The sequence below is a fragment of the Gilliamella sp. genome, assembly GCF_024104075.1.
GTDB lineage: Bacteria > Pseudomonadota > Gammaproteobacteria > Enterobacterales > Orbaceae > Gilliamella > Gilliamella bombi.
Map to the genome: position 1 here is coordinate 1 of NZ_JAGGHR010000011.1, position 26,513 is coordinate 26,513.

The 26,513-nt window shown below is 34.6% G+C and carries 27 protein-coding genes, 1 tRNA gene and 1 pseudogene; 14 read left to right on the plus strand and 15 right to left on the minus strand.

Annotated elements, in window-relative coordinates; genetic code table 11:
* Window positions 1-131 precede the first annotated feature (131 nt).
* A pseudogene (locus J6569_RS04700) lies at window positions 132-359 on the minus strand (transposase); the annotation flags it as partial.
* Window positions 360-563: 204 nt separating this feature from the next.
* A tRNA-Ser gene (locus tag J6569_RS04705) sits at window positions 564-651 on the minus strand.
* Between the two features lie 194 nt (window positions 652-845).
* Between J6569_RS04705 and J6569_RS04710 the strand changes: the two genes are divergently transcribed.
* Genes J6569_RS04710 through J6569_RS04735 form a run of 6 tightly spaced genes read left to right on the plus strand, consistent with a single transcriptional unit; the run spans window position 846 to window position 4,360 of the window.
* On the plus strand, window positions 846-1,163 hold the full coding sequence (locus tag J6569_RS04710; RefSeq protein ID WP_296317872.1) for a TusE/DsrC/DsvC family sulfur relay protein: 318 nt from the start codon (window positions 846-848) through the stop codon (window positions 1,161-1,163).
* Window positions 1,164-1,184: 21 nt separating this feature from the next.
* The gene (gene ftsB, locus J6569_RS04715; protein WP_034910028.1) at window positions 1,185-1,481 is read left to right on the plus strand and encodes a cell division protein FtsB; all 297 of its coding nucleotides are present in this window, start codon (window positions 1,185-1,187) and stop codon (window positions 1,479-1,481) included.
* The gene (gene ispD, locus J6569_RS04720) at window positions 1,481-2,194 is read left to right on the plus strand and encodes a 2-C-methyl-D-erythritol 4-phosphate cytidylyltransferase (protein WP_065590840.1); all 714 of its coding nucleotides are present in this window, start codon (window positions 1,481-1,483) and stop codon (window positions 2,192-2,194) included. The genes ftsB and ispD overlap by 1 nt, the downstream gene beginning before the upstream one ends.
* A gap of 4 nt (window positions 2,195-2,198) precedes the next feature.
* Window positions 2,199-2,684 carry a 2-C-methyl-D-erythritol 2,4-cyclodiphosphate synthase gene (ispF, locus tag J6569_RS04725; protein ID WP_296317874.1) on the plus strand — a complete coding sequence of 162 codons (486 nt, stop codon included), beginning with the start codon at window positions 2,199-2,201 and terminating at the stop codon, window positions 2,682-2,684.
* An 18-nt stretch (window positions 2,685-2,702) separates the two neighbouring features.
* On the plus strand, window positions 2,703-3,728 hold the full coding sequence (gene truD, locus J6569_RS04730) for a tRNA pseudouridine(13) synthase TruD (protein WP_366941243.1): 1,026 nt from the start codon (window positions 2,703-2,705) through the stop codon (window positions 3,726-3,728).
* A gap of 5 nt (window positions 3,729-3,733) precedes the next feature.
* Window positions 3,734-4,360, plus strand: a complete 627-nt coding sequence (locus tag J6569_RS04735; protein ID WP_296209411.1) for a protein-L-isoaspartate(D-aspartate) O-methyltransferase — start codon at window positions 3,734-3,736, stop codon at window positions 4,358-4,360.
* 102 nt (window positions 4,361-4,462) lie between these two features.
* Here the strand turns inward: J6569_RS04735 and pnuC are convergent, their stop codons facing one another.
* The gene (gene pnuC / locus J6569_RS04740; RefSeq protein ID WP_065560945.1) at window positions 4,463-5,152 is read right to left on the minus strand and encodes a nicotinamide riboside transporter PnuC; all 690 of its coding nucleotides are present in this window, start codon (window positions 5,150-5,152) and stop codon (window positions 4,463-4,465) included.
* Window positions 5,153-5,158: 6 nt separating this feature from the next.
* Window positions 5,159-6,391: a multifunctional transcriptional regulator/nicotinamide-nucleotide adenylyltransferase/ribosylnicotinamide kinase NadR gene (gene nadR / locus J6569_RS04745; protein ID WP_296317879.1), complete on the minus strand. Its 1,233-nt coding sequence runs from the start codon at window positions 6,389-6,391 to the stop codon at window positions 5,159-5,161.
* A 237-nt stretch (window positions 6,392-6,628) separates the two neighbouring features.
* Here nadR and J6569_RS04750 point away from each other — a divergent pair, with 237 nt between their 5' ends.
* Complete coding sequence (locus tag J6569_RS04750; RefSeq protein WP_296317881.1) at window positions 6,629-6,847, plus strand: hypothetical protein; 219 nt, start codon at window positions 6,629-6,631, stop codon at window positions 6,845-6,847.
* A gap of 24 nt (window positions 6,848-6,871) precedes the next feature.
* The gene (recD, locus tag J6569_RS04755; RefSeq protein WP_174799045.1) at window positions 6,872-8,722 is read left to right on the plus strand and encodes an exodeoxyribonuclease V subunit alpha; all 1,851 of its coding nucleotides are present in this window, start codon (window positions 6,872-6,874) and stop codon (window positions 8,720-8,722) included.
* Between the two features lie 100 nt (window positions 8,723-8,822).
* Here the strand turns inward: recD and J6569_RS04760 are convergent, their stop codons facing one another.
* From J6569_RS04760 to J6569_RS04810, 11 genes are all read right to left on the minus strand, one after another.
* The gene (locus J6569_RS04760) at window positions 8,823-9,548 is read right to left on the minus strand and encodes an amino acid ABC transporter ATP-binding protein (RefSeq protein WP_034910011.1); all 726 of its coding nucleotides are present in this window, start codon (window positions 9,546-9,548) and stop codon (window positions 8,823-8,825) included.
* Window positions 9,545-10,225 (minus strand): glutamate/aspartate ABC transporter permease GltK, encoded by a 681-nt coding sequence (gene gltK / locus J6569_RS04765; RefSeq protein ID WP_065590846.1) that lies wholly within the window; start codon window positions 10,223-10,225, stop codon window positions 9,545-9,547. The genes J6569_RS04760 and gltK overlap by 4 nt, the downstream gene beginning before the upstream one ends.
* Window positions 10,222-10,962, minus strand: coding sequence for an amino acid ABC transporter permease (locus tag J6569_RS04770; protein ID WP_065590847.1), 741 nt, complete (start codon window positions 10,960-10,962; stop codon window positions 10,222-10,224). The genes gltK and J6569_RS04770 overlap by 4 nt, the downstream gene beginning before the upstream one ends.
* 91 nt (window positions 10,963-11,053) lie before the next feature.
* A complete protein-coding gene (locus tag J6569_RS04775) occupies window positions 11,054-11,962 on the minus strand; it encodes a glutamate/aspartate ABC transporter substrate-binding protein (protein ID WP_085164646.1) in 909 nt (302 codons plus the stop codon).
* Window positions 11,963-12,189: 227 nt separating this feature from the next.
* Entirely contained in the window at window positions 12,190-13,731 is a 1,542-nt protein-coding gene (gene lnt / locus J6569_RS04780) for an apolipoprotein N-acyltransferase (RefSeq protein ID WP_174799046.1), read from the minus strand.
* The gene (gene corC / locus J6569_RS04785) at window positions 13,724-14,596 is read right to left on the minus strand and encodes a CNNM family magnesium/cobalt transport protein CorC (RefSeq protein WP_174799047.1); all 873 of its coding nucleotides are present in this window, start codon (window positions 14,594-14,596) and stop codon (window positions 13,724-13,726) included. The genes lnt and corC overlap by 8 nt, the downstream gene beginning before the upstream one ends.
* Before the next feature lie 116 nt (window positions 14,597-14,712).
* A complete protein-coding gene (ybeY, locus tag J6569_RS04790) occupies window positions 14,713-15,180 on the minus strand; it encodes an rRNA maturation RNase YbeY (protein ID WP_174799159.1) in 468 nt (155 codons plus the stop codon).
* 18 nt (window positions 15,181-15,198) lie between these two features.
* On the minus strand, window positions 15,199-15,669 hold the full coding sequence (rlmH, locus tag J6569_RS04795) for a 23S rRNA (pseudouridine(1915)-N(3))-methyltransferase RlmH (protein WP_065560955.1): 471 nt from the start codon (window positions 15,667-15,669) through the stop codon (window positions 15,199-15,201).
* A gap of 4 nt (window positions 15,670-15,673) precedes the next feature.
* Entirely contained in the window at window positions 15,674-15,991 is a 318-nt protein-coding gene (rsfS, locus tag J6569_RS04800) for a ribosome silencing factor (RefSeq protein WP_034909992.1), read from the minus strand.
* Window positions 15,992-16,731: 740 nt separating this feature from the next.
* Complete coding sequence (locus J6569_RS04805) at window positions 16,732-17,532, minus strand: YdgH/BhsA/McbA-like domain containing protein (protein ID WP_174799049.1); 801 nt, start codon at window positions 17,530-17,532, stop codon at window positions 16,732-16,734.
* Window positions 17,533-17,889: 357 nt separating this feature from the next.
* Window positions 17,890-18,501 (minus strand): CoA pyrophosphatase, encoded by a 612-nt coding sequence (locus J6569_RS04810; RefSeq protein ID WP_085164869.1) that lies wholly within the window; start codon window positions 18,499-18,501, stop codon window positions 17,890-17,892.
* A gap of 92 nt (window positions 18,502-18,593) precedes the next feature.
* Here J6569_RS04810 and J6569_RS04815 point away from each other — a divergent pair, with 92 nt between their 5' ends.
* The 6 genes from J6569_RS04815 to lepB all read left to right on the plus strand — a co-directional run bounded on the left by J6569_RS04815 (window position 18,594) and on the right by lepB (window position 26,511).
* Window positions 18,594-21,098 carry a class I adenylate cyclase gene (locus J6569_RS04815; protein WP_296317887.1) on the plus strand — a complete coding sequence of 835 codons (2,505 nt, stop codon included), beginning with the start codon at window positions 18,594-18,596 and terminating at the stop codon, window positions 21,096-21,098.
* A gap of 219 nt (window positions 21,099-21,317) precedes the next feature.
* Window positions 21,318-21,890, plus strand: a complete 573-nt coding sequence (gene rpoE, locus J6569_RS04820; protein WP_034909980.1) for an RNA polymerase sigma factor RpoE — start codon at window positions 21,318-21,320, stop codon at window positions 21,888-21,890.
* 50 nt (window positions 21,891-21,940) lie between these two features.
* A complete protein-coding gene (locus J6569_RS04825; RefSeq protein ID WP_174799053.1) occupies window positions 21,941-22,519 on the plus strand; it encodes an RseA family anti-sigma factor in 579 nt (192 codons plus the stop codon).
* 6 nt (window positions 22,520-22,525) lie between these two features.
* Window positions 22,526-23,509, plus strand: coding sequence for a MucB/RseB C-terminal domain-containing protein (locus J6569_RS04830; RefSeq protein ID WP_296317890.1), 984 nt, complete (start codon window positions 22,526-22,528; stop codon window positions 23,507-23,509).
* Window positions 23,510-23,664: 155 nt separating this feature from the next.
* A complete protein-coding gene (lepA, locus tag J6569_RS04835; protein WP_296317892.1) occupies window positions 23,665-25,461 on the plus strand; it encodes a translation elongation factor 4 in 1,797 nt (598 codons plus the stop codon).
* Between the two features lie 48 nt (window positions 25,462-25,509).
* Window positions 25,510-26,511, plus strand: a complete 1,002-nt coding sequence (lepB, locus tag J6569_RS04840) for a signal peptidase I (RefSeq protein ID WP_174799064.1) — start codon at window positions 25,510-25,512, stop codon at window positions 26,509-26,511.
* Window positions 26,512-26,513 lie beyond the last annotated feature (2 nt).

The window sequence follows — 26,513 nt, forward strand, 5'->3', positions numbered from 1 at the left end:
AATTACCAGTCGCCGATTGAATACAAAAGAAATCGATGACCTTATCTTTTTGGTACTAAAAAGTGTGGACATACCAATGATAAATTGTAGTTGCTGTGCCCACGTTTTACGTGCCTTTGTGGGCACTAAAGCTTTTTTATAATTTCTTCCTGCAGCTGGGATTTTAAACTCAGTTCGGCAAACATCTGCTTAAGCTTGCGGTTTTCAGCCTCCAGCTCCTTTAAGCGTTTGATATACGAAGTTTCCATTCCGCCGTATTTTTCCCGCCATTTATAGAAAGTTGAATTACCCATGCTATATTTACGGCACAGTTCTTTAAAGGGAATACCCGCTTCAGCTTCTTTTAAAATAGCCACGATTTGAGTTCAGTCATTTTTTTCATAATTAATCCCCTTTACTTTTATCATAGAGAATTTTCTACTTTTTTGCTGTACTCTTTTAGGGGATGGTTACAGTATTTGATGAAAAATACAAAATAATTCAAGTATATTTCGGTGGGCGTTTAAATAGTGGATTTAAGTGGACTTCTATGGACAACTGTGGAATTTGCCACAATAAGAAGATGGCGGAAGCGCAGAGATTCGAACTCTGGGAGGGTCTCCCCTCGCCGGTTTTCAAGACCGGTGCTTTCAACCGCTCAGCCACACTTCCGCAATGGCTGTGAATATTAAAGTAGACTTGCTTATTTGTAAATAGCTATTTTAATTTTTTTTATCGTTTGCTTTAAATTTCATCAAATTTTGAAGAAATTAAACAAACAATAACGTATTTGCCTGCAAAATTAGTGTTGGATTTTGATTAATTGAGTATAATACAACGCAAATAAAATAACGTACTTTGAAAAAATGTTAGAGCAGATAGAAACTGATGAGAAAGGCTATTTAAAAAATTGGCAGGATTGGACTGTTGATTTAGTACCAGAATTGGCAGCCAAAGAGTTCATTGAATTAACCGATGCCCATTGGGAGGTTATTTTATTTGTTCGTGATTTTTACTTAGAATATAAAACCTCACCAGCTATTCGAGCTTTAGTCAAAGCAATGGAAAAAAAGTTTGGTGCAGAAAAGGGCAATAGTCGTTATTTGTATAAATTATTTCCAGACGGTCCTGCTAAACAAGCAACTAAACTTGCAGGCTTACCAAAACCAGTTAAATGTATATAGATAAAGGATAATACTAAATTCATGAGAAGATGGAAGCTACCTTTATTGTTATTAGCTGTACTGGGTTATCTGCAATATTCTTTATGGTATGGCAAAAATAATGTGTACGATTATCAAGATAATGTAGAAATGTTAGTCAGTTTGCGTGCCGATAATGAGAAGTTAAAGACTCGTAACGAACAGATGTTTGCTGAAATTAACGATTTGCAACGTGGCTATGAGGCAATAGAAGAGCGTGCTCGTAGTCATTTGGGTATGGTTAAACCTGATGAATATTTTTATCGAATTATAATTGATTCGGATACTAAAAAACGATAATGCATAACTTGAATAATCTTAATGATATCATTGCTATTGTACCGGCAGCAGGAGTTGGTTGCCGTATGAATAGTCAAATCCCTAAACAATATCTAAAAGTTGGTTCGAAGACCGTTTTAGAACATACTCTAAATAAATTATTAACGCATCCTCAAATCGCTCAAGTTATTGTTGTGATTAGCTCAGAAGATAATATATTTAATACCCTTTCAATTGCTCAGCACGATAAGATTAAAGTTGCTTTAGGTGGCAAAACTCGAGCTGATTCTGTTTTAGCCGGATTAAAATTGCTAAATGATGAACAGTGGGCTTTAGTTCATGATGCGGCAAGACCTTGTGTGACTCATTGTGATATTACTCGGCTGATTGAAACAGTAACAACTAAAAAACAAGGCGGTATATTAGCCACTCGTGTTAGTGATACGATTAAGCGAGCTTGTCAAAATAATGATACCATTATTGATTATTCTGAAGATCGGACTTATTTATGGGGCGCTGCTACTCCTCAACTGTTTAATGCTGGCGAACTAAAATCATGTTTGCAACAAGCTCTAAACGATCATGTTGCCATCACTGACGAAGCTTCAGCCATTGAGTATTGTGGTGGGCATCCTTTATTAATTGAGTGTCGTGGGGATAATATAAAAATAACCCGTCCTGAAGATTTAGCATTGGCTACTTTTTATTTAACTAAGCAGATTCCAAATAGGTAAAAGTATGAGAATAGGTCATGGATTTGATGTTCATAAGTTTGGTGGAGAGGGTCCTATAACTCTTGCTGGGGTAAAAATTCCTTATCAATATGGCCTTGTTGCTCACTCTGATGGTGATGTTGTGTTACATGCAATAACCGATGCTTTAATTGGCGCATTGGCATTAGGTGACATCGGTAAGCTATTTCCTGATACAGATCCTAAATATAAAGGTATAGATAGTCGAATATTATTGAAAGATGTGTATACCCTTGTTCAAGCTAAAGGTTATGAATTAGTTAATTTAGATACTACTATTATTGCCCAAGAACCTAAAATGCAACCTCATGTTGATCAAATGCGAGTTAATATAGCAGAAGATCTGAAAGTTCATTTTGATCAAATTAGTGTAAAGGCAACAACAACTGAACAATTAGGCTTTACTGGGCGTAAAGAAGGCATTGCTTGCCAAGCGGTAGTGTTATTAAGTAAAAAATCCGAAACAGTTTAAATTATACAATAGGCAATAATAGTGTTAGCACAACTTAATTATTTATATGGTAAACCGACCACTAAAGGGCAATACAAGCAACAATACGAAGATTTTAATGTGACAGAAGATCTTGGCTTTGAGTTGACTGGTGAAGGCGAACATGTTTTAGTTTTTTTGCAAAAACGTGATTGTAATACCATTTTCGTGGCTGAGCAGTTGGCTAAATATGTGGGAATTTCAACCAAGCTAGTAAGTTATGCCGGTTTGAAAGATCGCCAAGCGGTGACTGAGCAGTGGTTCAGTTTACATATGCCAGGTCAACAAACACCAGACTTTTCAGCATTTAATTTGGCGGGTTGTAAAATATTAAAAGTCACGCGACATAATAAAAAATTAAAAATTGGCGCATTAAAAGGTAATTATTTTAAAATAATTTTAAAATCGTTAAATAGTCAATCTGAAATTGAATCTAAATTAGCATTAATCAAACAGCATGGCGTGCCTAATTATTTTGGTGAGCAGCGTTTTGGTCGTGATGAAAATAATATTACTCAGGCTATAAAATGGGCCAATGGCGAAATTTCGGTTAAGGATCGAAAAAAACGTAGCTTTTATCTTTCTGCGGCGCGAAGTGCGATTTTTAATAATATTGTCAGTCAACGCATTACCCAAAGTTTGCATCAAACCGTGCTCAATGGCGATATATTACAATTAGCGCATCGTGGTAGTTGGTTTATTGCTCAAGCAGAAGAACTAGTTCAGTTACAACTGCGTTTAGAACAAGGTGAGATCAATATTACTGCACCAATGGTGGGGGATTCACCACTAGGTACATTATTTGATGCACTGGAGTTTGAGCAAAAATGTTTAGAAAGTTGGTCTGAATTTAATGATCTATTTAAAAAAGAGCGAGTAGAAACAGCAAGACGGTCAATATTGTTACGAGCAGAGCAGCTTAATTGGCAATGGTTAGATGAGCATAGTCTCGAACTCAATTTTTATTTGCCATCAGGTTGTTATGCAACAAGTGTAATACGTGAACTAATAATAGAAAATGAGTAGCCCAAATGCAAAATCTAAAAATGCAATCCCTAATTGAATTCTTACGGCAACAAGGAATAAAAGACGAGCGCGTTTTAGATGCTATTGCGTCAATTCCTCGTGAACATTTTGTTGATGAGGCGCTTTCGCATCAAGCTTACGATAATCGTCCATTGCCAATAGGAAGCGGTCAAACTATTTCTCAGCCTTATATCGTAGCAAAGATGACTGAACTATTAAAATTAGAGTCTAATTCAAAAGTACTTGAAATTGGAACAGGGTCGGGATATCAAACGGCTGTTTTAGCAAAGTTAGTCGAAAATGTCTGCTCGGTAGAACGAATAAAAAGTCTACAATGGAATACCAAACGCCGTTTAAAGCAACTTGATATTCATAACATTGCAACACGCCATGGTGATGGTTGGTTAGGTTGGCCTGAACGTGGACCATTTGATGGCATCATTGTTACAGCCGCCGCATCTGAAGTGCCACAAAGCTTACTAGAACAGTTAGCCGATAAAGGACGTTTAGTTATCCCTGTTGGCGAAAATAAACAGGTTTTACAATTAATTGAGCGTGATGGCGATAATTTTGTAGCTAAAAATATGGGCGAGGTTATATTCGTGCCTTTGGTTAAAGGGGATGTTGAATAATTAGACTGCATCTCAAATAAAAAATAGAAAATAAAGCACTTATTTTCTATTTTTATACTTAAACACAGTCTTTCCTGAAACTTTTTAACAAAATTGGAATATTTACTCTGGCTGCTCAGAGCGTTTCCATTCACAAATTCCATAAATGGCATTAAACAGATAAATTAAATATTGTGTTGCGATAATGATATTGTCGGTATAGATATTTAAACCAATTACCAGTACATTTAATATAACCCATAAATACCAGTTAAACGCATATCGCATCATCAATAATAATTGAGCAACAATGCCTAGACCAAATATAAAACAGTTAGTTATTAGTTGGTAGGTTGTATTAGTTGCACCAATTTTATCCGTTAAATAAATATTAATAAAAGCGGCAATAATAAGAAATATGATTGTATATAAAAATGTGGTTTCATTGAGTGAGCGAACTTTAACGTTTTTATTATTATCAAGGTTCTTTTGCCAAGTGAATAAACCATAGATGTGTGAACAAAAATAGTAGACTGGCGGTAGTCCTGCACCAATATTGCCGCCAAGAACATTAGCACAACATTCTGCAACTACGGCAAACATACCTAATACATTTCCCATGTTTTTACGTTTTGCTAATAAGATAACGCATAGCAGACCGCAAAAAGCGCCTATGTAAGAAGTAGCATAGCGTAAATCAAATTCAGTAAATGGGTCAGTGTATAAAAATGCTAATGTTACACATAATATACAAAAGAATGGATAGAATTTATTGCGTCCAATTAAAATGGCAAGATTGCTTAATTTATTCATAATTTATTACTCTTCATCATTAATAAGTTGATTAACTAGTTCAATGCAGCGTAAATAACGTTCTTCGTAATCGGGCGATTCTATTTCTATATATTTGATATTATTTTTTTCTAATAACGTTATTAATAGTTTTTGAAAATCTTTACGTTGTTTTGGACTGCCTAAATGACGTAAACCATCAGCGACCCATGGCGTGTTATTGCCGAGTAAAATTACTAAATCAAAACGATAGTTATTGATCATAGCTTGTAAAAATGGATGTTCTTTACCTTCATATTTTTTACAAAAAGCTTGAGTTGTCACAAAATCGGTATCAATAAACGAAACTTTATTGGCATGTTTTATGGCAAAATCGATATATTGTGCATGCCCTAATGCGATTTTATCGTAGTCAGCATACTGTAATGCGCGTTCGTCCCCGCCAAGTTGAGAAAATACATAATCCCGACCATATTCCCATGCACTGGTTGTGTTAAATACGTTTGCTAGTTTATTAACTAAAGTTGATTTACCACTAGATTCTCCCCCTAAAATGGCAACGGTTCTAACAAAAAAAGGTCTAACTTCGGTTGGAATATATTGCCAGTTTTTCAGCGGTGCTTGACGGATTTGAGTACCACTTATTTGCATAAATTGTCGTTTTGGATCAATTAAGACAGTTTCTAGATCAAACAAATCTTTATACATAGCGACATCTTGCGGTTCACTTGAGTAAACATAATCTGGTTTTATGCCTTTTTCTTGAAATAGTTTCTTTACTCGTTCACTCCACTCATGCCAGCCATTTGGGTAAGCTGGAATGCCGTCTTCTTCTAATAATTCAATGTGGATATTTTTTTGATATTTAAAAGTTTGTAGTAGCCAACGAATTCTATCATTAATAGTTGGTTGGCGAGACATAGCACTTTGTTTAAAAAGCGCTTCGTCGCGTTGAGTATCAGAACAAAGAATAACATATAACTCATCAACCTGACTAATTGCTCGCTGAATAAGATAAATATGTCCAGTATGTAAAGGATAAAATTTACCAAAAATCACACCTACTTTTTTATTTTTGGTTGTTTTTTCGATTTGTAAATATTGATGGAGTGATTGTAATTTTTGTGCGCTCGGATTTTTAATTTTATCATTAATGAGTTGACTAAGATAACCTTTAGTCATTTGGCAAGCATCGGCGACAGTTTGTAAAGATATATTCTTACGTTTGATTGCTTTTTTTAGATAATTGAAGTTACTCATAGAATATTCCTTATTTTGTTTTTTATCTTAAACGAAATATAAACCATTTTTATTTTTCGTTCAATATATTAAACAAAAAATAATTTATTTTTTATACAATCATGTTAAAATTAATAGCAATTAAACAGATAGAATAACTACTTTATTACCATTGTTAGAGAGAATCATGTGCCATTTAACTTATAACATAATTATTTTTAAATAGTTATAAATTAGTTTTTATTTCAAAGGAACTATATGAAAATACAGAAATTAGCTTTTTTAAATGCATTTGCTTCTAGCAGTGTTTTTACAAACAATAATGTAACACTTAATAAAGTCAAGTTTTTTTTGCAAGGTGCAGAATTACAAGGGCAATCAAAAGTATTGTTGACCAAAGGTGAAAATAAAAATCTTAACTTAAGTTTTAAACTGACTTATCCAAAAGATAAAGTTAACGATATAATTGGCTTATAAATAAGTTAATAACAGAAATAGAAAATGTTAAACGAGTGGTTAAGCCAATTTAAACAAGATAGCCAAATTAGTTTGCTAGATATTCATTTGGCAACGTTTTTGACGAATAAAGCAATGTTAAATGATGATATTACTACCAAACGTTTTAGTTTTTTGGTTCTATCACTAAGTAAAGAGGTTAGATCGGGACATGTTTGTCTTGATCTTGCTTATTTAGATGAATCAACGATTGAATCACAGCTTTGGTTACAATTAGATTCGCCAAATGCGCAAGATTGGAAAATTGCTCTTGAACAAGCTTATGATAGTCAGGTTGTGAGTGATGGAACAAATTTGTCTCCGCTTATTTTTATTGAAAATAAACTTTATTTTCAAAGAATGTGGTTAGATGAACAAAATGTAGCTCAATATTTCAATCATACAGCTTTAGATAAAGAACTTAGCTACAATACTGATTTAACCACTGTACTTAATCAACTTTTTATTCAGAATCAAACCGAAATTGATTGGCAAAAAGTAGCAGTTGCTGCTGCGTTAACACGCAAAGTTGCTATTATTTCTGGTGGACCAGGTACGGGTAAAACAACTACTGTTGCCAAAATTTTAGCCGGAATTTTGTTAACCAATCCGCATGCTCGAATTATTACATCGGCACCTACAGGAAAAGCGGCATCAAGGTTAACCGAATCACTGAGTCGCACAATCGAGCAACTCGATTTTGCACCACTAAATATAAAAGCAGAAGCAATCACTTTACATCGTTTATTAGGTGCAAAAGCAGATAATCGTTCATTTAAGCATGATAAGAATAATCCATTGCATGTCGATGTGTTAGTCATTGATGAAGCATCTATGGTTGATTTAAATATGATGGCAAGAGTAATTGAAGCATTACCTAATTCTGCTCGTTTAATTTTGTTAGGTGATAAAGATCAACTCTCATCAGTTGAAGCGGGAGCTGTGTTTGGTGACCTTTGTACCTTTATTTCGCATGGTTATAGCAAAGCACGGGCAAAAGAGCTAAGTCAATTGACTGGTTATGATGTACCAGCTTGCCAGCAAACAGCAAAAATTACTGATAGCATTTGTTTATTACAAAAAAGTTATCGTTTTAACGAATCATCTGGTATTGGATTGTTGGCTAATGCAGTCAAAGCTGGGTGCTCAACTTCTGTTAAAAAATTATTATTAGATGAATCATTAAGTGATATTCAGTATCATGCTCTTTCTTCACAACAGGCTTATGAAGATGTTTTACACGATAGTATTAATCATTATAAACATTATTTAAATGTGATTAAGCAGAATGGCACTGATGATATAGCGTTGGTTTTATCTAAATTTGCTGAATATCGCTTACTTTGTGCTGTCAGAGAAGGACATTTTGGTGTCGAAGGTTTAAATAAACAAATTGAATTACTTTTAGCCAAAAACAAATTAATTTATTTGAAAAATAAAGAAGCATGGTATGTTGGTCGACCCATCATGATATTACGTAATAGTGCTTCATTAGGGCTATATAATGGTGATATTGGCATTACATTAAAAGCCGAGCATGATAGTTCAAAATTGCGTGTTTATTTCCCTTTTGCTGATGGATCTATTAAAGGATTTTCTCCATTTCGATTACCCGAACATGAAACGGCTTATGCCATGACAATTCATAAATCACAAGGTTCAGAATTCGATGATGTAAATATTATCTTACCAACTGATAATTCGCCGTTACTTAATCGTTCTTTACTTTATACTGCTATTACCCGTGCTAAAAAAACGGTTTCAATTTATGCGACTGAAGCTATCTTGTTACAAGCAATTAAATCACAAACGCAAAGACATAGTGGTTTAGTCAGTTTATTGCAAAATAATAGCTGATTCTGTTTTGATAAGAATATTTGAGTTTATTTTTTGAAAGATGATGTGTAATTCGAGGAAGAAATAATAAAACAGGGCTAAAAGCCCTGTAATAATTAAATTAATGGATAATTTTAGCTAAGAAGTCTTTAGCACGATCTGATTGTGGATTAGTAAAGAACTGCTCTTTTGAGGTATCTTCAATAATTTCACCAGCATCCATAAAGATAACTCGGTGGGCTACCTTACGCGCAAAGCCCATTTCATGAGTAACCACCATCATAGTCATACCTTCATAAGCCAGTTCAACCATAACATCTAGCACCTCGTTTACCATTTCAGGATCTAGTGCTGAGGTTGGTTCATCAAACAACATAACAATAGGATCCATACATAACGCACGAGCGATCGCTACACGTTGTTGTTGACCACCAGAGAGCTGAGCAGGGTATTTATCTGCATGGGCAAGTAAACCAACACGCTCTAAAAGATTAAGCGCTTTTTCTCGAGCTTCTTCGTCTGTTCGACCTAACACTTTAATTTGTGCAAGTGTTAGATTTTTTAAAATAGTTAAATGTGGAAACAGTTCAAAGTGTTGAAATACCATACCTACTTTGGAGCGTAATTTAGCTAAGTTAGTCGCTTTATTTGTAACTTCTGTTCCATCAATAATAATTTTGCCTTTTTGTACAGGCTCTAAACAATTTACAGTTTTTATCAGGGTTGATTTTCCTGAACCTGAAGGACCACAAACAACAACAACTTCGCCTTTACCAACTCGAGTGGTGCAGTTTTTTAATACCTGAAATTGTCCATACCATTTTGAAATATTTTCTAAGGAGATCATCGAGTAATCCTTTTCTTAAAATAATTAACTAGACGTGAAACGGTGAAGCAAATAACAAAATAAACTGCTCCTGTAAATAATACCATTTCAACGATTAAACCATCTCTATTGCCTACAATATTAACCGCACGATAGAAGAAATCCGCTAAATTTAATGTATAAATAAGCGTTGTATCTTGGAATAATATAATCCCCTGCGTTAATAATAATGGAGCCATAATACGAAATGCTTGCGGTAAAATCACCATTCTTAATGCCTGACCTTTAGTCATGCCTAGTGCTAATGATGCACTGATTTGTCCTTTAGATACACTTTGAATACCAGCCCGAATAATTTCTGAATAGTAAGCTGCTTCAAATAATGCAAAAGCGATCAATGCTGACACAAAACGTATATCTGTTGTAGGCGGAAGATTTAAAATTTTTTCTAATAGTTGAGGCACAAGCAAATAAAACCAGAGCAAAACCATCATTAATGGAATTGAACGGAATATATTTACATAGCATAAAGCAAACCAATGTAGCACTTTAATCGAAGAAAGTCGCATAATGGCAAGTAGCGTTCCCCAAATAATACCAAAAATTACAGCGGTAAGTGTTATCTCTAAAGTTAATAACATACCTCTCATGATATAAGGTAAATTAGGTAGGATTTGTCCCCATTCTAAATCCATCATGATTTACCTCCTAATACGCCAGGAAGTCGTACTTTTTTCTCAATATATTGCATAGTAAACATTATAACGACATTGATAAGTACATACCCAAATGTTATAGCTATGAATGATTCATAAGGTTGGCCTGCATGTTCAAGCAGTTGGTTTGCTTGTTTGGTTAATTCGACGTAACCAACAGTTGAAGCAACAGCCGAGTTTTTAACCATATTTAATATTTCAGATGTTAACGGTGGTAGAACACGTCGATAAGCGTTTGGTAATAAAATATATAAATAGGTTTGTTTTAGGGTTAATCCTAATGCAATTCCTGCACTTTTCTGACCTGTAGGGATTGACTGAATAGCAGCTCTCACTTGTTCACAAATACGTGCACCTGTGAATAATCCTAATCCTATGGTTGACATTAATAAAGTAAATATCATAGGGTCAAGGCTATATAACCAGTCACGGATAGATTCTGGTACCAACGCTGGTACAACTTCAATCCAAAAGAATAAGTGAATGATTAATGGGATATTCCTAAAAACTTCAACATAACATGTACCTAAGCCAGATAAAAAGCGGTTAGGTAATGTTCTCAGCACACCAAATAGCGAACCAACCAAAAAGGCAACAGTTCCTGATGTAATAACTAGCAATATGGTCATTTGGAAACCTAACCACAACCAGCCTAGATACGTTGTATCCCCAAATGGTGCTGGTTGAAGAAAAATCCCCCAATTCCAACTTGTTGTCATAAATACTCCAACATGTAAAAAAAAATGTAAATAGTACTAAATAAGATGATGGACGCAGTTACCTACGTCCTTATGGGAAAATATCTGCGTATTAATCTAATGCTTTATCATTAGGATGAGCGAAAAGTTCTTTCATCTCAGAAGACATATCAAAGTTCATATTTAACCCTTTTGGTGGAATAGGTTGTTTAAACCAACGGTTATATGACTTTTCGGCGACACCTGATGTTTGTGCTTCTGAAATAGTTTTATCGACTAAAGCTTTAAATTGTGGGTCTTGTTTACGCAACATACAACCATAGGCTTCATAAGATAATGGTGTACCTACAATTTCCCATTGTTCAGGTTTTTTTGCTTTGGAGCGCTCACCTGCTAATAATGCATCATCGATAAGAAATGCTGCTGCTCGTCCACTTTCAAGTGTGCGAAATGCATCACCATGATCTTTGGTTGCAATAATACGAATATTTAACCCTTTTTCAGTATTGATTTTGTTGAGCATAACTTCGGATGTTGTACCTGAAGTTACGACCACATTTTTACCTTTCAGATCGTCAATATCTTTAATATTGCTACTAGTTTTAACTAAAAAACGAGTGCCAACAATAAAGATCGTATTTGAAAAATCAACTTGTTGTTGACGAGAAAGATTATTGGTTGTTGAACCACATTCAAAATCGTAAGAACCATTTTGTAACAGTGGAATACGGTTTTGAGAAGTCAGCGGTAAGTATTTAACTTGCAAGTTAGGCATGTTTAACTCTTTTTTTACCGCATTAATAATAAGATCTGAGTAATCTTGAGAATAACCAACAACTGTTTGGTTATCACCATAATATGAGAATGGGACTGATGATTCTCTATGTCCTACGACAATCACACCATTTTCTTTTACTTTAGCTAGTGTACCAGTTAATTCATCGGCAAATGCGGTACTACTTACTAGACCTAACATTGCAAATGATAACACTAGTTTGGTTAATTTTGTCTTTTTGTTCATACTCATCTCCTACTGTTTATTTTGTATCATATTAAATAATTTTAACATTTTTACAAAGGGCATATATTATAACTTATTTTTTAGCATAAAAGTACTTTTTACTGTTTATTTATCTATTTATTGGAGTTAGATGTAACCAGCAATTAACGCAATATTAGATTGCTGATTACATCAAGACTTATTAAAACCCAATTATATTTAAGCAATAATTATGCCAGTATAGTGAACTATAAACGTTTTTTTATAAAAAGTGAGATAAACATTAATGACATCACAACTAAATAAGGCCAATTCCCCCATATAGCATAAGGCGTTAGGCCAGTTGTTGGTGATACAGATGCAGATAATGCGCCTGTTTCAAATTGCGGTAATTTTTTAACAATATTACCATGTGGATCAATAATGGCTGTAATCCCTGTATTAGTACTACGAATTAAAGGTCTACCAAATTCAAGCGCTCTAGCTTGCGCCATTTGTAAATGTTGTTTAGGTCCAATACTATCACCAAACCAAGCATCGTTTGAAACAGTAAGTAAAAAATCTGTATCTGGAGAAAAATTTTGCCATATTAAATTAGATAAAATCACTTCATAACAAATGGCTGGGGTAAATTTAAAGCCTTTTATTTGTAATTGAGGTTGTTTTGTTTCGCCAGATTTCATTGAGGACATAGGAATGTTGAGCAGTTCAGCAATTGGTTCAAGTACTGATTCTAACGGTGTAAACTCCCCAAAGGGCACTAGATGGTGTTTTTTATAACGGTTGATAGTTGGATATTGATAATGCTCCTTTTCTCCTAATACTAATAAAGTATTGTAGATATATCCATTAGATTGATACCCATCTTCGCCAAAACGGTAATCAATAATACCAACAGCTATTTCAGAATCATGGGCTCGGGCTTCGTTATCTAGATATTGTAAAAAAGATTGTTGATTTATTTCGTAATCGGTGATGCTAGCCTCTGACCAAATGATAATTTTATCTTTACCAAAGTTTTGTTTAGTCAGTTTTGTATAGGTTTGTAGTGTGTTGTTAAGTTGTTCTCTTGTCCAACGAATTGACTGCGAAATATTTCCTTGAATTAAAACAAAATTAGCTGAACGAGTGTCATTAATTTTAGTCCAATTAATATTATTGAATAAAATTGGTGCAAATAAGATCGCAAGTAGTGCAATAAATGCACCAAGCGTGTGCCTTTTTGGCGTTTTGCTATTTATTGTCTTTATGCAATAAACAAATAATCCGCATAAAATTGTTAGCAGTAAATTAACACCATCAATCCCCAATATAGGAAAATAGCCTTTTAACGGACTATCTAGTTGGCTATAACCGAGTTGCAACCAAGCAAATCCGGTTAAAATATACCCTCGTAAGAATTCGGTTAATTGCCAAAGCACAGGAGCAAGAAATATAAGTTGTTTAAATGAAAATTGTCCAGCAAAACGATTTGCCATCCTTAATAGAAAAGCAAATAGCATAGGATAGAGTGACAAGTATAGGATTAAAAAACCTAAAATGATAATAGCAATGGGAGCGGGTAACTCTCCATATTGCTTAATACTGATATAAACCCAATGGATCCCAGCGGCAAAATAGCCAATGCCCCAACTTAATCCCAGTAACATAGCTTGTTTTTTAGATCTATCAGCAATAAGCCATAAAAGACCGGCAAACGATACAAAAGCTAGAGGCCAAATATGAAATGGAGCATAACTAAAAACTGCTATACCACCAAAAATTAGGCTTAATAATATTTTTTTAAGCATTTTCAGATAACTCTAAATTAGGCACGGTAGCCCCATCAGGAATAGTCACATGCAATTGAATGATTCGTCTTCGATCTGCAATGGTAACTTTAAATTGATAGCCGTCAATGGTAATGGTTTCACCGCGTAAGGGTAAGCGTCCAAAATGTTGCATTACCAGTCCTCCAATGGTATCCATCTCATCATCACTAAAATCAGTTGAAAATATTTCATTAAAATCTTCCACTAGAGTGAGGGCTCGCACAGTATAAACCGATTGCGTTAAGCGACGAATATCGCGATCTTCAACTTCATCATACTCATCTTCAATATCGCCCACGATGAGTTCTAAAATATCTTCAATAGTCACAAGCCCCGAAACACCACCAAACTCATCAATAGCCATTGCCATATGGTAACGCTGCATACGAAACTCTTTTAGCATATGATCAACACGTTTACTTTCAGGTACAACAACGGTTGGTCTAAGGATTTTTTTCAAATCAAAATTATCGACGCCTTGGCGAATAAAAATCAACAGATCTTTTGCCAATAAAATTCCTTCAATATGATCGCGATCTTCACTAATAACAGGATAACGGGAATGCCCATGTTCAGAAATAATATCTAGACACTCATCAAGTGAATAATTGTCTTTTATGGTAACAATTTGAGAGCGGGGAATCATAATATCGCGAACGCGTTGTTCTGCTATATCCATTACCCCTTCAATCATATCCAAGGTATCAGGATCGATAAGTTCGTTTTCTTCGGCTTCGCGAATTACTTCGATCAATTCTTCTTTATCTTTGGGTTCCGAATTAAATAACTGACTTAACCATAATGCAAACCCTTTTTTAGGTCTCCGGTGATTATCATCACTCATTTGTGCTTTTCCTTTCTTACTTTATTATTAATTTACTATTTTTGGCTTAGTTTACTTAATTTACTTACTAAAAAGTTTGCAAAATAGCATATAACTAAACGACCTATCGTACATTTCTATTCATCAATGGGTTGATAAGGATCTTCAAACCCCAACTGCAGCATAATATCAATTTCGATATTTTCCATTTCTTCAGCTTCTTCGTCAAGAATATGATCATAACCGAGTAAATGCAAACAACCATGCACAATCATATGTGCCCAGTGTGAAGTTAATGATTTATGTTGCTGATCTGCTTCCGCTTCAACCACTTGCTTACAAATCACCAAATCGCCAAGCAAAGGAACATCAATTTCAATGGGTGACTCAAATGGAAAAGATAATACATTGGTTGGCTTATCTTTATGACGATAGGTATTATTTAATTGCTGACTTTCTTGCTCATCAACAATACGAATAGTTAGCTCGGCATTATCCACAAATTGCGGCAAAATAACCTCTAACCATTGCATAATTTGCGCTTCGGTAGGCAAATTTTGGTTATCTTCTGTAGCAATTTGCAAATCTAAAATAATTGCGCTCATCATATTTACCTTACTTTATTATTCACGATGATAAGGATGATTAGTGGTTAAACTCCATGCACGGTAAAGGCTTTCAGCTACAATAACCCGCACTAAAGGATGAGGTAGGGTAAGTGGCGACAGTGACCAACTCTGTTCCGCCGCCGTTTTGCAAGAAGGAGATAACCCCTCAGGTCCACCAATTAATAAACTCACATCACGGCCATCTACTTTCCAACGTTCTAATTGTTCAGCTAAATTATGCGTTGTGTAAGGTTTACCTGGAATATCAAGAGTAACAATGCGATTGCCTTTACCACAGGCACTTAACATTGCTTCGCCTTCTTTATCTAAGATCCGTACAATATCTGCATTTTTGGTACGTTTTCCAGCGGGGATTTCAATAAGCTCTAAAGGCATATCTTTAGGAAATCGTGATTGATAATCATTAAAAGCAGTGGTAACCCAGTTTGGCATTTTATTGCCAACAGCAATAAGCTGTATCTTCACGTGATTAACTCCAAAGCTTCTCAAGTTCGTAAAGCTGACGGCTTTCTTCTTGCATTATATGTACAATGACCGCATCCATATCAACTACGACCCAATCGGCATCACTTTTACCTTCGCTACCTAACACCAAATGGCCTTGTTTTTTTGCTTCATCAAGTAAATGGTTAGCAATAGAGGAAACATGACGGTTTGAAGTGCCAGTACAAATAATCATATAATCGGTAATACTTGATTTGCCACGAACATCAAGGGTAACAATGTCTTTTCCTTTTAGATCATCAATTTTATCAATAATAAAATCTTGTAACGACTGCTGCAAAATAATCTCTCTTTTTATTAAAAATAAAGCGCCATTATAGCATATATTTTAAAAATAACGGTGATGATAACTTACACATATTTTTATTGATTATTGGGATTGCTTTTTTCTTTTCTTTTTGCTAGTTTATCTTCACGCATTTTTTTATTTGTTCTTTTCTGTTTTTCTTTATTTGGTCTCTTTTCGCTTTTTTTCTCTATTTATGCTAAATTCCTCTAGCACCTCTGTTAACGACGATATACCCAACAAGAATAAAAGTCCTAAAAATAAACCTAATAAAGATGGATATATTGGGTTGTAATCGTGACCCACGCGCGGAAGGATTCTAACCGTTGCTGCTTCTACAAAATTGGTACTAAATAAAAAAAGTAAGAAAAATATCGCTTTCATAATATATGCAATTTAATGGAATAATTTCCACGTATTTTATCTTATACAAATATATAGATGTTAAAGGAAATTTGAACAATAAAAAAGCAAAGTTTTATATTTCAATGGCACACATTTTCAAACAAAAAATTAGCGTTGCTGATCCAATTTTTGTAAAAATATTCAGGATTCTATACCGTCTTGAGATTAAAAAATGAAAATAATAATACGAAATTTGAATTGAGATGTGGAATAATCTAGGAGTAAACAAATAAAAACTTTAATAAAATTAATTCTAAATCTGAGGTGTTTTTAGTCAAAGCCCACGGGCAAGTAAAATTGCTCACGTGGGTTTATTTCAGTTACGTACAATCTTATTTATATAGATTTATAAAAACAGTTTGTGCAGTGCTTGCGGGGTTAGATGATACTTCTTTTACATAATAAAAGTGCGCACCATTAGCAACTGCATGTTTTTGTGCGGCGGCACTGATTTCTGCTGTATTGTTAAATACACCATGGAAGCTAATAGTACTAAATGGCGTCATGTGTTTAAATGCTTCGCTACTAATTTCGTAGGCATCTTGACCTGCTATTGCTGTTGTGACGATATAATCCCTAACGGGTGCGTCTTGTTTGTATAAAGCAACTTCGATATTTTCTGCTTGGTTTCTAATATCATCAGATGAAATTGAATCGATATAAAACGCATAGGCATTTTTTTCAGCGGCTAATTTACTTGCAGTTTCGGTAATTTCGGAAGTGTTATTGTAATTACCTTTAAATTTAACAACATCAAATGGTAAATAGTAAAGAGCTTTTGAACGTTCATAAGAAACCACGCCATTATAAATAGTTTCATCTTTCTGTACGGCTATTGGTGCGTTAGATTTGTAAATATTGGCATAAACAATCGCACGATCTGAAGAAGTTCCATTAGCTGGACTTTCCATTGCAGTAATATAGTAATATTTAGCACCTGCTTCATCGGCAGCACGAGAAATATCTTTAGCAGCATTTTCGGCTTGTAAATAACTTCCAGTTACTGAAATTTCTTTTAATGGTACTAAATGACTACTTTCTTTAGCAGTTAATGGCTCAGCAGCATAAAGACTAGCAACAGGTAATGATAACAATACGGCTAATGCAATAGAGGATTTGGTAAAACGTTTCATAATATATTCCTTCATTTTTGAATTATTAAAATAGAAAATCGTTGTTTAACGCTTATTTTATTTGCAAATATATTTATTGATATTACTTCGAAAATATTCGAACTGGCAGAGCTCCTGATGTGTTGTCCTTGTCTACTTGTAAAAAGCGTTAAGACATTAATAGTTGTTTTGGTAGGAAAAAATAGTAAAACAACTTGTTATTGTTATAAGACGTTCAGTAATAATCCTCAAGTTCTTTTAATCAAATAGAAGGGTGCCTAGCATTAATTGTTTAAAATGAAATGAATTGTCAAAAAAAGAGTTAATTTGAGCTAATTAAGAATGTTAATATTTTCTAAATTATATTTTTCCTACAGATTATTCTCTAATTCTTTCAATAAAGAATTTAAGGATTTGTGCAGTTAATCCCCAAATAACCCGATTGTGATACTGATAATAATAGACAGAATACTCAGCTCTTTTTTGCCATTTAGGTGATCGGTTTAAAATGATATCAAAAGGGAAATCATCAGAAGGTTTATGCCCGACAAACATTGTTGCACGCTGAGGGGGATTTTGAATAAACCACTCAATAGGAACGGTAAAAATCTGTTCGACTTCATCATGATTTAGTTTCAAATCATCAAGTGAATTGATTGTGCCAACAAATGGATAAATAGCCATACCTAATGTTGCAATTAACTTGGGTAATGCTCCTAAAATTATTATGTGCTTAAAGGGGATACCCAATTCTTCAACTGTTTCACGTTTAGCTGTGTATTCGGGATTGGTATCAGATAATTCCACACGCCCACCAGGAAAGCAAATATCTCCAGGTTGCCATTTTAATTTTCTAGATCTAATTTGAAATAAAAGATGCAATTGATGATCAATATCAATAATCGGCAATAATACTGCAGCTTTATTATCGATAAATTTTGTGTTTTCTTTTTTTTGCAACTGTTTAGCAATATTTTCAATTGTTATCATAATTATTCATTTTATTTAGGGTTTAAATTTTTGTTCTATTTACCTTACACAAATAACATGCTAGATTTAATAGTAGCGTTAAATTAATACGCGTGTTTTATCTAATTGAAGCCATGCAATATTATATCAATAACATAAAAAAAGAGCTTGAAGATCTTGCCAAATTGAAACGTGAGCGTGCTATCATTGGTATGTCTCCTGAATTTCAGCAGGTATTTTTATTACTTCCTGCGCTTTTTCATTATCACACACCTAAATTACCAGGATATATGGAAGGCGATATACCTTCAGGTATTGCTTGCTATCAATTGTCTGATGATGTAAGTAAACGGCTTAAAACTGAATTCGATTTTATTCCATCCACTAACGAAAATAAAATAATTAACATCCCAGCCATATCCGCTTTATATACAATGGGAAGTACCTGTTCTATTGGACAGTCAATTCAATCTGATCTTGATATCTGGATATGCATTGAAAACAATTTAACAGATCAACAAAAAGAAGCCTTACAACAAAAATGCCGTTTGATCGAAGACTGGGCAGCAAATTTGCAAGTCAAATTAACGTTATTTGTGGTAGATGCTGATCGTTTTATTAATAAACATCATGAATGCCTAATGGGCGAAAATTGCGGAACTGCACAGCATATTTTGTTACTTGAGGAGTTTTACCGTTCCGCAAATTTATTAGCTGGCAAATACTTGTTGTGGTTTGCAATACCTTATAATTTCACCGTAAATAACCTTACTTATCCTACTTATGAAAAGTGCGTTCAAGCGATGGTTGATCTTAATTTAATCGAGCGAGAGCAATGGATTGATTTTGGTCCACTAACTGGATTATCAGCTCAAGAGTATTTTGGCGCAAGTTTATGGCAACTTTATAAAAGTATTGATTCACCTTTTAAAGCGGTACTTAAAACCCTGTTATTAGAAGCGTACTCATGGATTTACCCACAAAATAAACCAGTTGCTTATCAAATGAGGGAGCTGATTCAAAAAGGCGAAATTCATAAAGGAATGTATCTTGATTCGTATTACATGCTGTTGGACAGAATCAGTAAATACCTCATTGAAATTAATGATTATGAACGACTTGAATTAATTCGTAATTGCTTTTATTTAAAAGTGAACGAAAAACTTTCTATCCCAATGCAATCGTCGTCATGGCGACGCTCTATTTTAAGTGACCTAGTTAAAAGTTGGGGATGGGATGAGCAACAAATTGCAAAATTAGATTCTTGTCAAACTTGGAAAATAGGGCAAGTCCGAGAAATACACGAAATCTTATTACACACCATGATGTCCGGCTATCGAAATTTACTCAATTTTGGTCGTCGTAATAATTTAGACTCATTAATTAGTCCTCAAGATCTGGCGATATTAACACGAAAGCTCTATGCTGCTTTTGAAGTATTACCGGGAAAGATTACAACTTTAAAGCTCAATATATCTGATAATTTACAAGAAGAAGCATTAACATTTATTCATGTTGCAGAAGATCGTATCAATCGAGCAGGATGGTACGTTTACAATCAAAAACCCATGTTACACTCAATTATTGGCCATCAATATCTTGAATATAGCAAATACTTAGTAAAACTAGTAGGTTGGTGTTATTTTAACGGCTTAATTGCTGATAGCACTCACTTTTATTATCATGATGGTGAAAACAGAAATAATTCGAAAATTAATAAATTGATCGTTGATCTAAAAAATTACTTTCCTATTGATGTGCCAGCAGCAACTGAAGAACAGCTATATGGACCATGCGAAATTCGTCACTTAGCTATTATTTTAAATTTAGAAGATGATCCGACCGCTAACATTGAATTAGACGATGAAGTGACCAATAGTGTACTTAATTATGGTAAAAATGAGCTAAGTTTAGTGGGATCAATTGATCTTCTTTATCGCAATTCGTGGAACGAAATTCGTGTTCTCCATTTCAGCGGTGCACTATCAGTGCTTCAGGCGATTAAGGAATTACTAAATCGAATGCATAAAGATGCTGATTTGCCTAATTTGCTAGAAATATTTTGTTATAGCGAGTACCAGAGTGATGAAATCAAACAACAAATGAAAAAGTTAATGGATGAATGTATCGATTTACGTTTAACTACCACTCAAAATAACTCAACGCAAGTAAAACCATTAAGGATCGGTGGAGCTTCATGGTATCTATTTTTTGAGCGATTAGGGGTATCATGCCATCAATTTGAAAGTGCGATTGATTTTTATGGCGCTGTATCAAATAACAAAATACAAGGCAGACCACTAAACATTTTAGACGAAACTAACGAACTACCAAAAGAAATTGATAGCGTGGCTTATGCCGGGATCATACAATTCTTTTTTGAAAATACTGATTCAGGTTTTGATCTTTACATTCTAAATGAACATAACCAAGTTGAAATATACCGTAATTGCAACGGTTCAATAGATAATATGGTTAAAGATATTAACGAATTTTATATCTTATCTGACGATCGTTTTTCATTTACTACCAGTAGCTCAGTTAATTTTAATCTACCTCAATTTTATCAAATCACCTATAATGAGCATGATGAAAGACAGATTATCCCGCTTAATTAAAAGATCGGCAAACGATCTTACTTGAATGTAATCATGTCAAAAAGTTTCAGGTAACTATGTGTTTTAGTATAAAAATAATAAAAGTTTACAATTAATAAGTAAAATAATTAAATTTCTATTAAAATAATGGGAACTTTTTTCTAATTTAAGAATCTAACTGTATGTCTGCACAACTTTGGGCCGATTGACAGTTATTAACAAAATAAGGAAAGGCCTTTAATGGGGGAGCAAGTAACAGACCAAGTATTAGTAGATCGCGTTCTTAATGGAGACAAAAACGCATTTAATTTACTTGTTGTTCGTTATCAAAATAAACTGGCTCATTTGGTTTCTCGTTATGTATTAGCGTCCGAAGTTCCTGATGTTGTGCAAGAGACTTTTATTAAGGCATATCGATCATTAAGTCTTTTTAAAGGTGAAAGTGTTTTTTACACATGGCTGTATCGAATTGCAGTCAATACAGCAAAAAACTACTTAACGTCTCAAGGACGACGGCCACCATCATCAGATATAGATGCTAGTGAAGCCGAAAGTTACGAAGGTGCAGATTCATTAAGAGATCTTGATAATCCTGAAAATTTAGCGCTTTCAGACGAAGTAAAAAAAACAGTATTTGCAACGATCGAAGCATTACCTGATGATTTAAAAACAGCAATTACATTGCGCGAAATCGAAGGGTTAAGCTACGAAGAAATTGCTCAAATCATGGATGTACCAGTTGGCACAGTGAGATCCCGTATTTTTAGAGCTCGTGATGCAATTGATGAAAAAATTAAACCATTACTCAGTTAATGGCTACAAACAAATGAATAAAGAGTAGTCATAAATTTAAGGTATTTACTATGCAAATAGAACAGAAAGAGCAACTTTCATTACTTATGGATGGTGAGTTTACAAATGACCATATTGTTGATGAAGTATTAAATGATGAAAGTTTGCAATCATGCTGGCATCGTTACCATATTATCAGAGATACAATGCGAGGTGAATTACACAGTAATTCATTAAATCATAGTAGTTCACTAAATTTAGATATCTCTAGCCAAATTGCACAAGCGATAGCAACTGAAGATTTATACAATCAACCAACTGATCAACCTAATATTGACACAACCTCGCCACCAAAAGCTGAAAACCTAATTTGGATTCACGTTAAGGACTTTATAGGCAAAGTAAGCCAAGTTGGGCTTGCAGCTTGTGTCACTCTTGGAATTATTGCAGGTGTACAATATAATCAAGGACAAACAGATAGTACCAGTGCAAGCCCTACACTAAATACAGTACCAGTTGGTGTAAGTGTGGCTCCTGTAGGTGGCATTCATCAACAAAACGATCAGCAATTACTTGAAAAACGACAATACGACAAAATTAGATTGCTTGTACAAGATTATGAATTGCAAAAAAGATTAAATGCACACTAATTTTAAATGAAATCATCAAATTATTTTATCAAATATTTTATAAAACAGAGCCGAAAAATAATATTCGCTCTGTTTTTTGCATTTTTTTCAGTATCGATTTATGCCAACGATACAGAGGATGCCTTTGCGTTATTAAACAAAATGAATCACGCTGTACAAACGCAAGATTACCGTATTTACTTCGTATCTGAAGATAAAAATCAATATGTAACCACATTCGAATATAGCCATATAGGTGCGCCTGTAAAAGAAGATATTAATGCTTACTTGCGCTATCTGGAAGGTCCTGATAAAGAGATCATCTTACATAAAGGCATAACCAGTTACTTTCAGCCTAATAGTTCATCATTTTCTATCACTAGCTCACGAATTATCGAAGCTTACCCCGATGTTGTTTATAATAATTTTAATGACCTTAAAGAGGTTTACGATTTTATTTTTTTAGGCAAAGCAAGAACAGCTAATCGAAGCGCAAAATTAGTTAAAATCATAGCTAAAGAACAGGACCGTTATAGCTATGTAATTTGGGTTGATGATGAAACCAGTTTACCAATTAGGATCGATTTATTAGATCAAAATAGCGACATCATTAATCAGATAAAAGTAATCCAACTAGATAAAAATTTTGATAAGAAAGAACAGCTAGATTATATCGCTAGTCGAACTTACCCAATCTTATTATCGATTGAAAAACAAAATAATGCTTTTGACCAATGGCGACTAGCTTGGTTACCTAAAGGATTTAAAGAAGTGGCTGCTTATAATTTGAATTTTTATAGTTCTGACATCGCGACTAAATTGTTTTCGGATGGCGTATTTTCGTTTACGGTCAATATCTCATCTGAACAAGCTAAACAAGCTAATCAAATTATTCAACAAGGTGGAAGGACTATTTATTCAACCAACTTAGGTCACAAAAACATTATCATCATAGGTAATTTACCTCGTACTACTATTGAACGTATTGCACAAAATATTGTTCAGAAATAAGTGCAAACTACTTAATAACGCTATGCTTGGTAGCGATAAAAGTGTAAAATATTTTACTTTCTGACTATGTAATTATTAGCAATATTGGTCATAACCAAAAGGCATTTTAGATAGTTAACCGTTAATAACCAAGATACTAATTATAATTTATTAATATGAATAAAAATATCCGCAATTTTTCAATTATTGCCCATATTGACCATGGTAAATCAACGCTTTCAGACCGCATAATACAAATTTGTGGTGGGCTTTCAGATCGTGAAATGGAAGCTCAAGTACTTGATTCAATGGATCTTGAGCGTGAGCGTGGCATCACAATCAAAGCACAAAGTGTAACCCTTGATTATCATGCTAAAAATGGCGAAACATACCAGCTCAATTTTATTGACACACCAGGTCATGTTGATTTTTCTTATGAAGTGTCACGCTCGCTAGCTGCTTGTGAAGGGGCGTTATTAGTTGTGGATGCGGGGCAAGGTGTTGAAGCTCAAACACTGGCAAACTGCTACACTGCGTTAGATATGGATCTTGAAGTTGTCCCTGTTCTAAACAAAATTGACTTACCTGCGGCTGAACCAGAGCGCGTTGCAGCCGAAATCGAAGATATTGTAGGTATTGATGCTAGCAATGCAGTGCGTTGCTCGGCAAAAACTGGCGTTGGTGTTATTGATGTACTTGAGCAATTGGTCAGCGATATTCCACCACCAGAAGGTGACTCGACAGCACCATTGCAAGCACTTATTATCGATTCATGGTTTGATAATTATTTAGGTGTAGTTTCATTAATTCGCATTAAAAATGGCGAATTAAACAAAGGTGATAAGATCAAAGTAATGAGCACAGGTATGACTTATAACGTTGATCGACTTGGTATTTTTACCCCTAAGCAAATTGACAAACAATGCCTGCATTGTGGTGAAGTGGGTTGGGTTGTTTGTGCGATCAAAGATATACTAGGTGCGCCGGTGGGCGACACCTTAACTTTAGCAAAAGCACCTGCGCAAAATCCATTACCTGGTTTCAAAAAGGTCAAACCACAAGTTTATGCTGGATTATTCCCAACCAGTTCTGACGATTACGAAGCTTTTCGTGATGCCCTTGGCAAATTAAGTCTAAATGATGCCTCGTTGTTTTATGAGCCAGAAAATTCTGGAGCTTTAGGATTTGGATTCCGTTGTGGTTTCCTTGGCTTATTGCATATGGAAATCATTCAAGAACGCTTAGAGCGTGAATACAACCTTGATTTGATAACCACTGCACCGACGGTTGTTTATGAAGTACTAACTACATCAAATGACATTATCTACGTTGATAGCCCTGCCAAGTTACCAGCAGTAAATAACATTCAAGAATTACGCGAACCAATAGCAGAATGTAACATATTAGTTCCGCAAACTTATTTAGGCAACGTCATCACACTTTGTGTTGAAAAACGTGGTGTGCAAACCAATATGGTTTATCATGGCAATCAAGTTTCTTTAACGTACGAAATCCCAATGACCGAAGTTGTATTAGACTTTTTTGACAAACTAAAATCGACTTCGCGTGGGTATGCATCATTAGATTACAGTTTTAAACGATTCCAAGCTGCCGACATGGTAAGGTTAGATGTATTAATTAATGGTGAACGAGTTGACGCATTAGCCTTAATTACCCACAAAGACAATGCACCATATCGTGGACGAGAATTAGTTGAAAAAATGAAAGATCTTATTCCTCGTCAACTATTTGATATTGCCATACAAGCGGCTATCGGTAATCATGTCATAGCAAGATCAACGGTCAAACAACTACGCAAAAATGTATTAGCCAAATGTTATGGTGGCGATGTGAGTCGTAAAAAGAAACTTTTACAGAAGCAAAAAGAAGGTAAAAAGCGCATGAAACAAATAGGTAATGTGGAATTACCGCAAGAAGCCTTTTTAGCCATTTTGCATGTAGGAAAAGATTAACCAATTAAAAACAAATCAATAAAAAGATTTATTTAAAGAGGGAAAAAAATGGCTGGAACATTTGCCATCATATTAACACTAGCAACACTCATTACTGGTATCTTTTGGTTTTTAGAAAAATTCAAATGGAAACCAGCAAGACAACGTAAAGTTGAAGAAATCCGCACTCAAAGCAATGGCGAAGTTGATGGAAAGATACTGGCTGAAGTTGGTAAACCCAAAGGTTGGGTTGAAAATTTGGCATCGTTTTTTCCGGTATTGTTTGTCGTGTTTGTTATTCGTTCATTCATCTATGAACCGTTTCAAATTCCATCAGGATCAATGATGCAAACATTACTAATTGGCGACTTTATTGCGGTTGAAAAATTTTCTTATGGTGTGCGTGATCCTATTACTAACACCGTCATTATTCCGACAGGACAACCAAAACGTGGTGATGTTGCCGTATTTAAACACCCAAATGTGCCTCAAATGGATCTTATAAAGCGGGTTGTCGGCTTGCCAGGTGACAAAATCGTCTATTTAGTAAAAGAAAAGCAAATCTTAATCTATCCTGCTTGCCAAGCAACAGATGCAAATTGCGAAGGGCAACAATCACAGCCGCTCAATTTGCATTACAGCGAACCAAGGCCAAGTAACTGGAAAGAGGTGCATGAACAGTTCAAATCAAACCCTAATTTTTACACGCTAGAACAATATGCGGATAAAGGTATTGTTGATTCTCAGTCTATCATGACATTAAATATGAATATTCAACAAGAAACTCTTGGTGACACACCGCATGATATTCTAACCACTCAAGGTTCACAAGAAAATCCTAGCTATTTTTATCATCAGGATGGACAACCGATAGCCACTTGGGTTGTACCACAAGGTCATTACTTTATGATGGGTGACAACCGTGACAACAGCGGTGACAGTCGATACTTTGGCTTTGTACCCGAAGGTAATTTTGTGGGTAAAGCAACTGCGATTTGGATCAGCTTTGAAAAACAACCAAACGAATGGCCAACAGGAATCCGCTTTAGTCGTATTGGCGGTATACACTAATA

What these genes read in the sequence shown, in the direction of transcription:
- recD (WP_174799045.1), top strand. Translation starts at nt 6,872, where the DNA reads ATGTTAAACGAGTGGTTAAGCCAATTTAAACAAGATAGCCAAATTAGT.
- J6569_RS04810 (WP_085164869.1), bottom strand. Translation starts at nt 18,501, where the DNA reads ATGATAACAATTGAAAATATTGCTAAACAGTTGCAAAAAAAAGAAAAC.
- ftsB (WP_034910028.1), top strand. Translation starts at nt 1,185, where the DNA reads ATGAGAAGATGGAAGCTACCTTTATTGTTATTAGCTGTACTGGGTTAT.
- rpoE (WP_034909980.1), top strand. Translation starts at nt 21,318, where the DNA reads ATGGGGGAGCAAGTAACAGACCAAGTATTAGTAGATCGCGTTCTTAAT.
- J6569_RS04710 (WP_296317872.1), top strand. Translation starts at nt 846, where the DNA reads ATGTTAGAGCAGATAGAAACTGATGAGAAAGGCTATTTAAAAAATTGG.
- J6569_RS04750 (WP_296317881.1), top strand. Translation starts at nt 6,629, where the DNA reads ATGAAAATACAGAAATTAGCTTTTTTAAATGCATTTGCTTCTAGCAGT.
- J6569_RS04805 (WP_174799049.1), bottom strand. Translation starts at nt 17,532, where the DNA reads ATGAAACGTTTTACCAAATCCTCTATTGCATTAGCCGTATTGTTATCA.
- J6569_RS04830 (WP_296317890.1), top strand. Translation starts at nt 22,526, where the DNA reads ATGAAATCATCAAATTATTTTATCAAATATTTTATAAAACAGAGCCGA.
- J6569_RS04760 (WP_034910011.1), bottom strand. Translation starts at nt 9,548, where the DNA reads ATGATCTCCTTAGAAAATATTTCAAAATGGTATGGACAATTTCAGGTA.
- nadR (WP_296317879.1), bottom strand. Translation starts at nt 6,391, where the DNA reads ATGAGTAACTTCAATTATCTAAAAAAAGCAATCAAACGTAAGAATATA.
- ybeY (WP_174799159.1), bottom strand. Translation starts at nt 15,180, where the DNA reads ATGAGCGCAATTATTTTAGATTTGCAAATTGCTACAGAAGATAACCAA.
- lepB (WP_174799064.1), top strand. Translation starts at nt 25,510, where the DNA reads ATGGCTGGAACATTTGCCATCATATTAACACTAGCAACACTCATTACT.
- corC (WP_174799047.1), bottom strand. Translation starts at nt 14,596, where the DNA reads ATGAGTGATGATAATCACCGGAGACCTAAAAAAGGGTTTGCATTATGG.
- lnt (WP_174799046.1), bottom strand. Translation starts at nt 13,731, where the DNA reads ATGCTTAAAAAAATATTATTAAGCCTAATTTTTGGTGGTATAGCAGTT.
- lepA (WP_296317892.1), top strand. Translation starts at nt 23,665, where the DNA reads ATGAATAAAAATATCCGCAATTTTTCAATTATTGCCCATATTGACCAT.
- ispD (WP_065590840.1), top strand. Translation starts at nt 1,481, where the DNA reads ATGCATAACTTGAATAATCTTAATGATATCATTGCTATTGTACCGGCA.
- J6569_RS04735 (WP_296209411.1), top strand. Translation starts at nt 3,734, where the DNA reads ATGCAAAATCTAAAAATGCAATCCCTAATTGAATTCTTACGGCAACAA.
- gltK (WP_065590846.1), bottom strand. Translation starts at nt 10,225, where the DNA reads ATGATGGATTTAGAATGGGGACAAATCCTACCTAATTTACCTTATATC.
- ispF (WP_296317874.1), top strand. Translation starts at nt 2,199, where the DNA reads ATGAGAATAGGTCATGGATTTGATGTTCATAAGTTTGGTGGAGAGGGT.
- J6569_RS04770 (WP_065590847.1), bottom strand. Translation starts at nt 10,962, where the DNA reads ATGACAACAAGTTGGAATTGGGGGATTTTTCTTCAACCAGCACCATTT.
- pnuC (WP_065560945.1), bottom strand. Translation starts at nt 5,152, where the DNA reads ATGAATAAATTAAGCAATCTTGCCATTTTAATTGGACGCAATAAATTC.
- J6569_RS04775 (WP_085164646.1), bottom strand. Translation starts at nt 11,962, where the DNA reads ATGAACAAAAAGACAAAATTAACCAAACTAGTGTTATCATTTGCAATG.
- J6569_RS04825 (WP_174799053.1), top strand. Translation starts at nt 21,941, where the DNA reads ATGCAAATAGAACAGAAAGAGCAACTTTCATTACTTATGGATGGTGAG.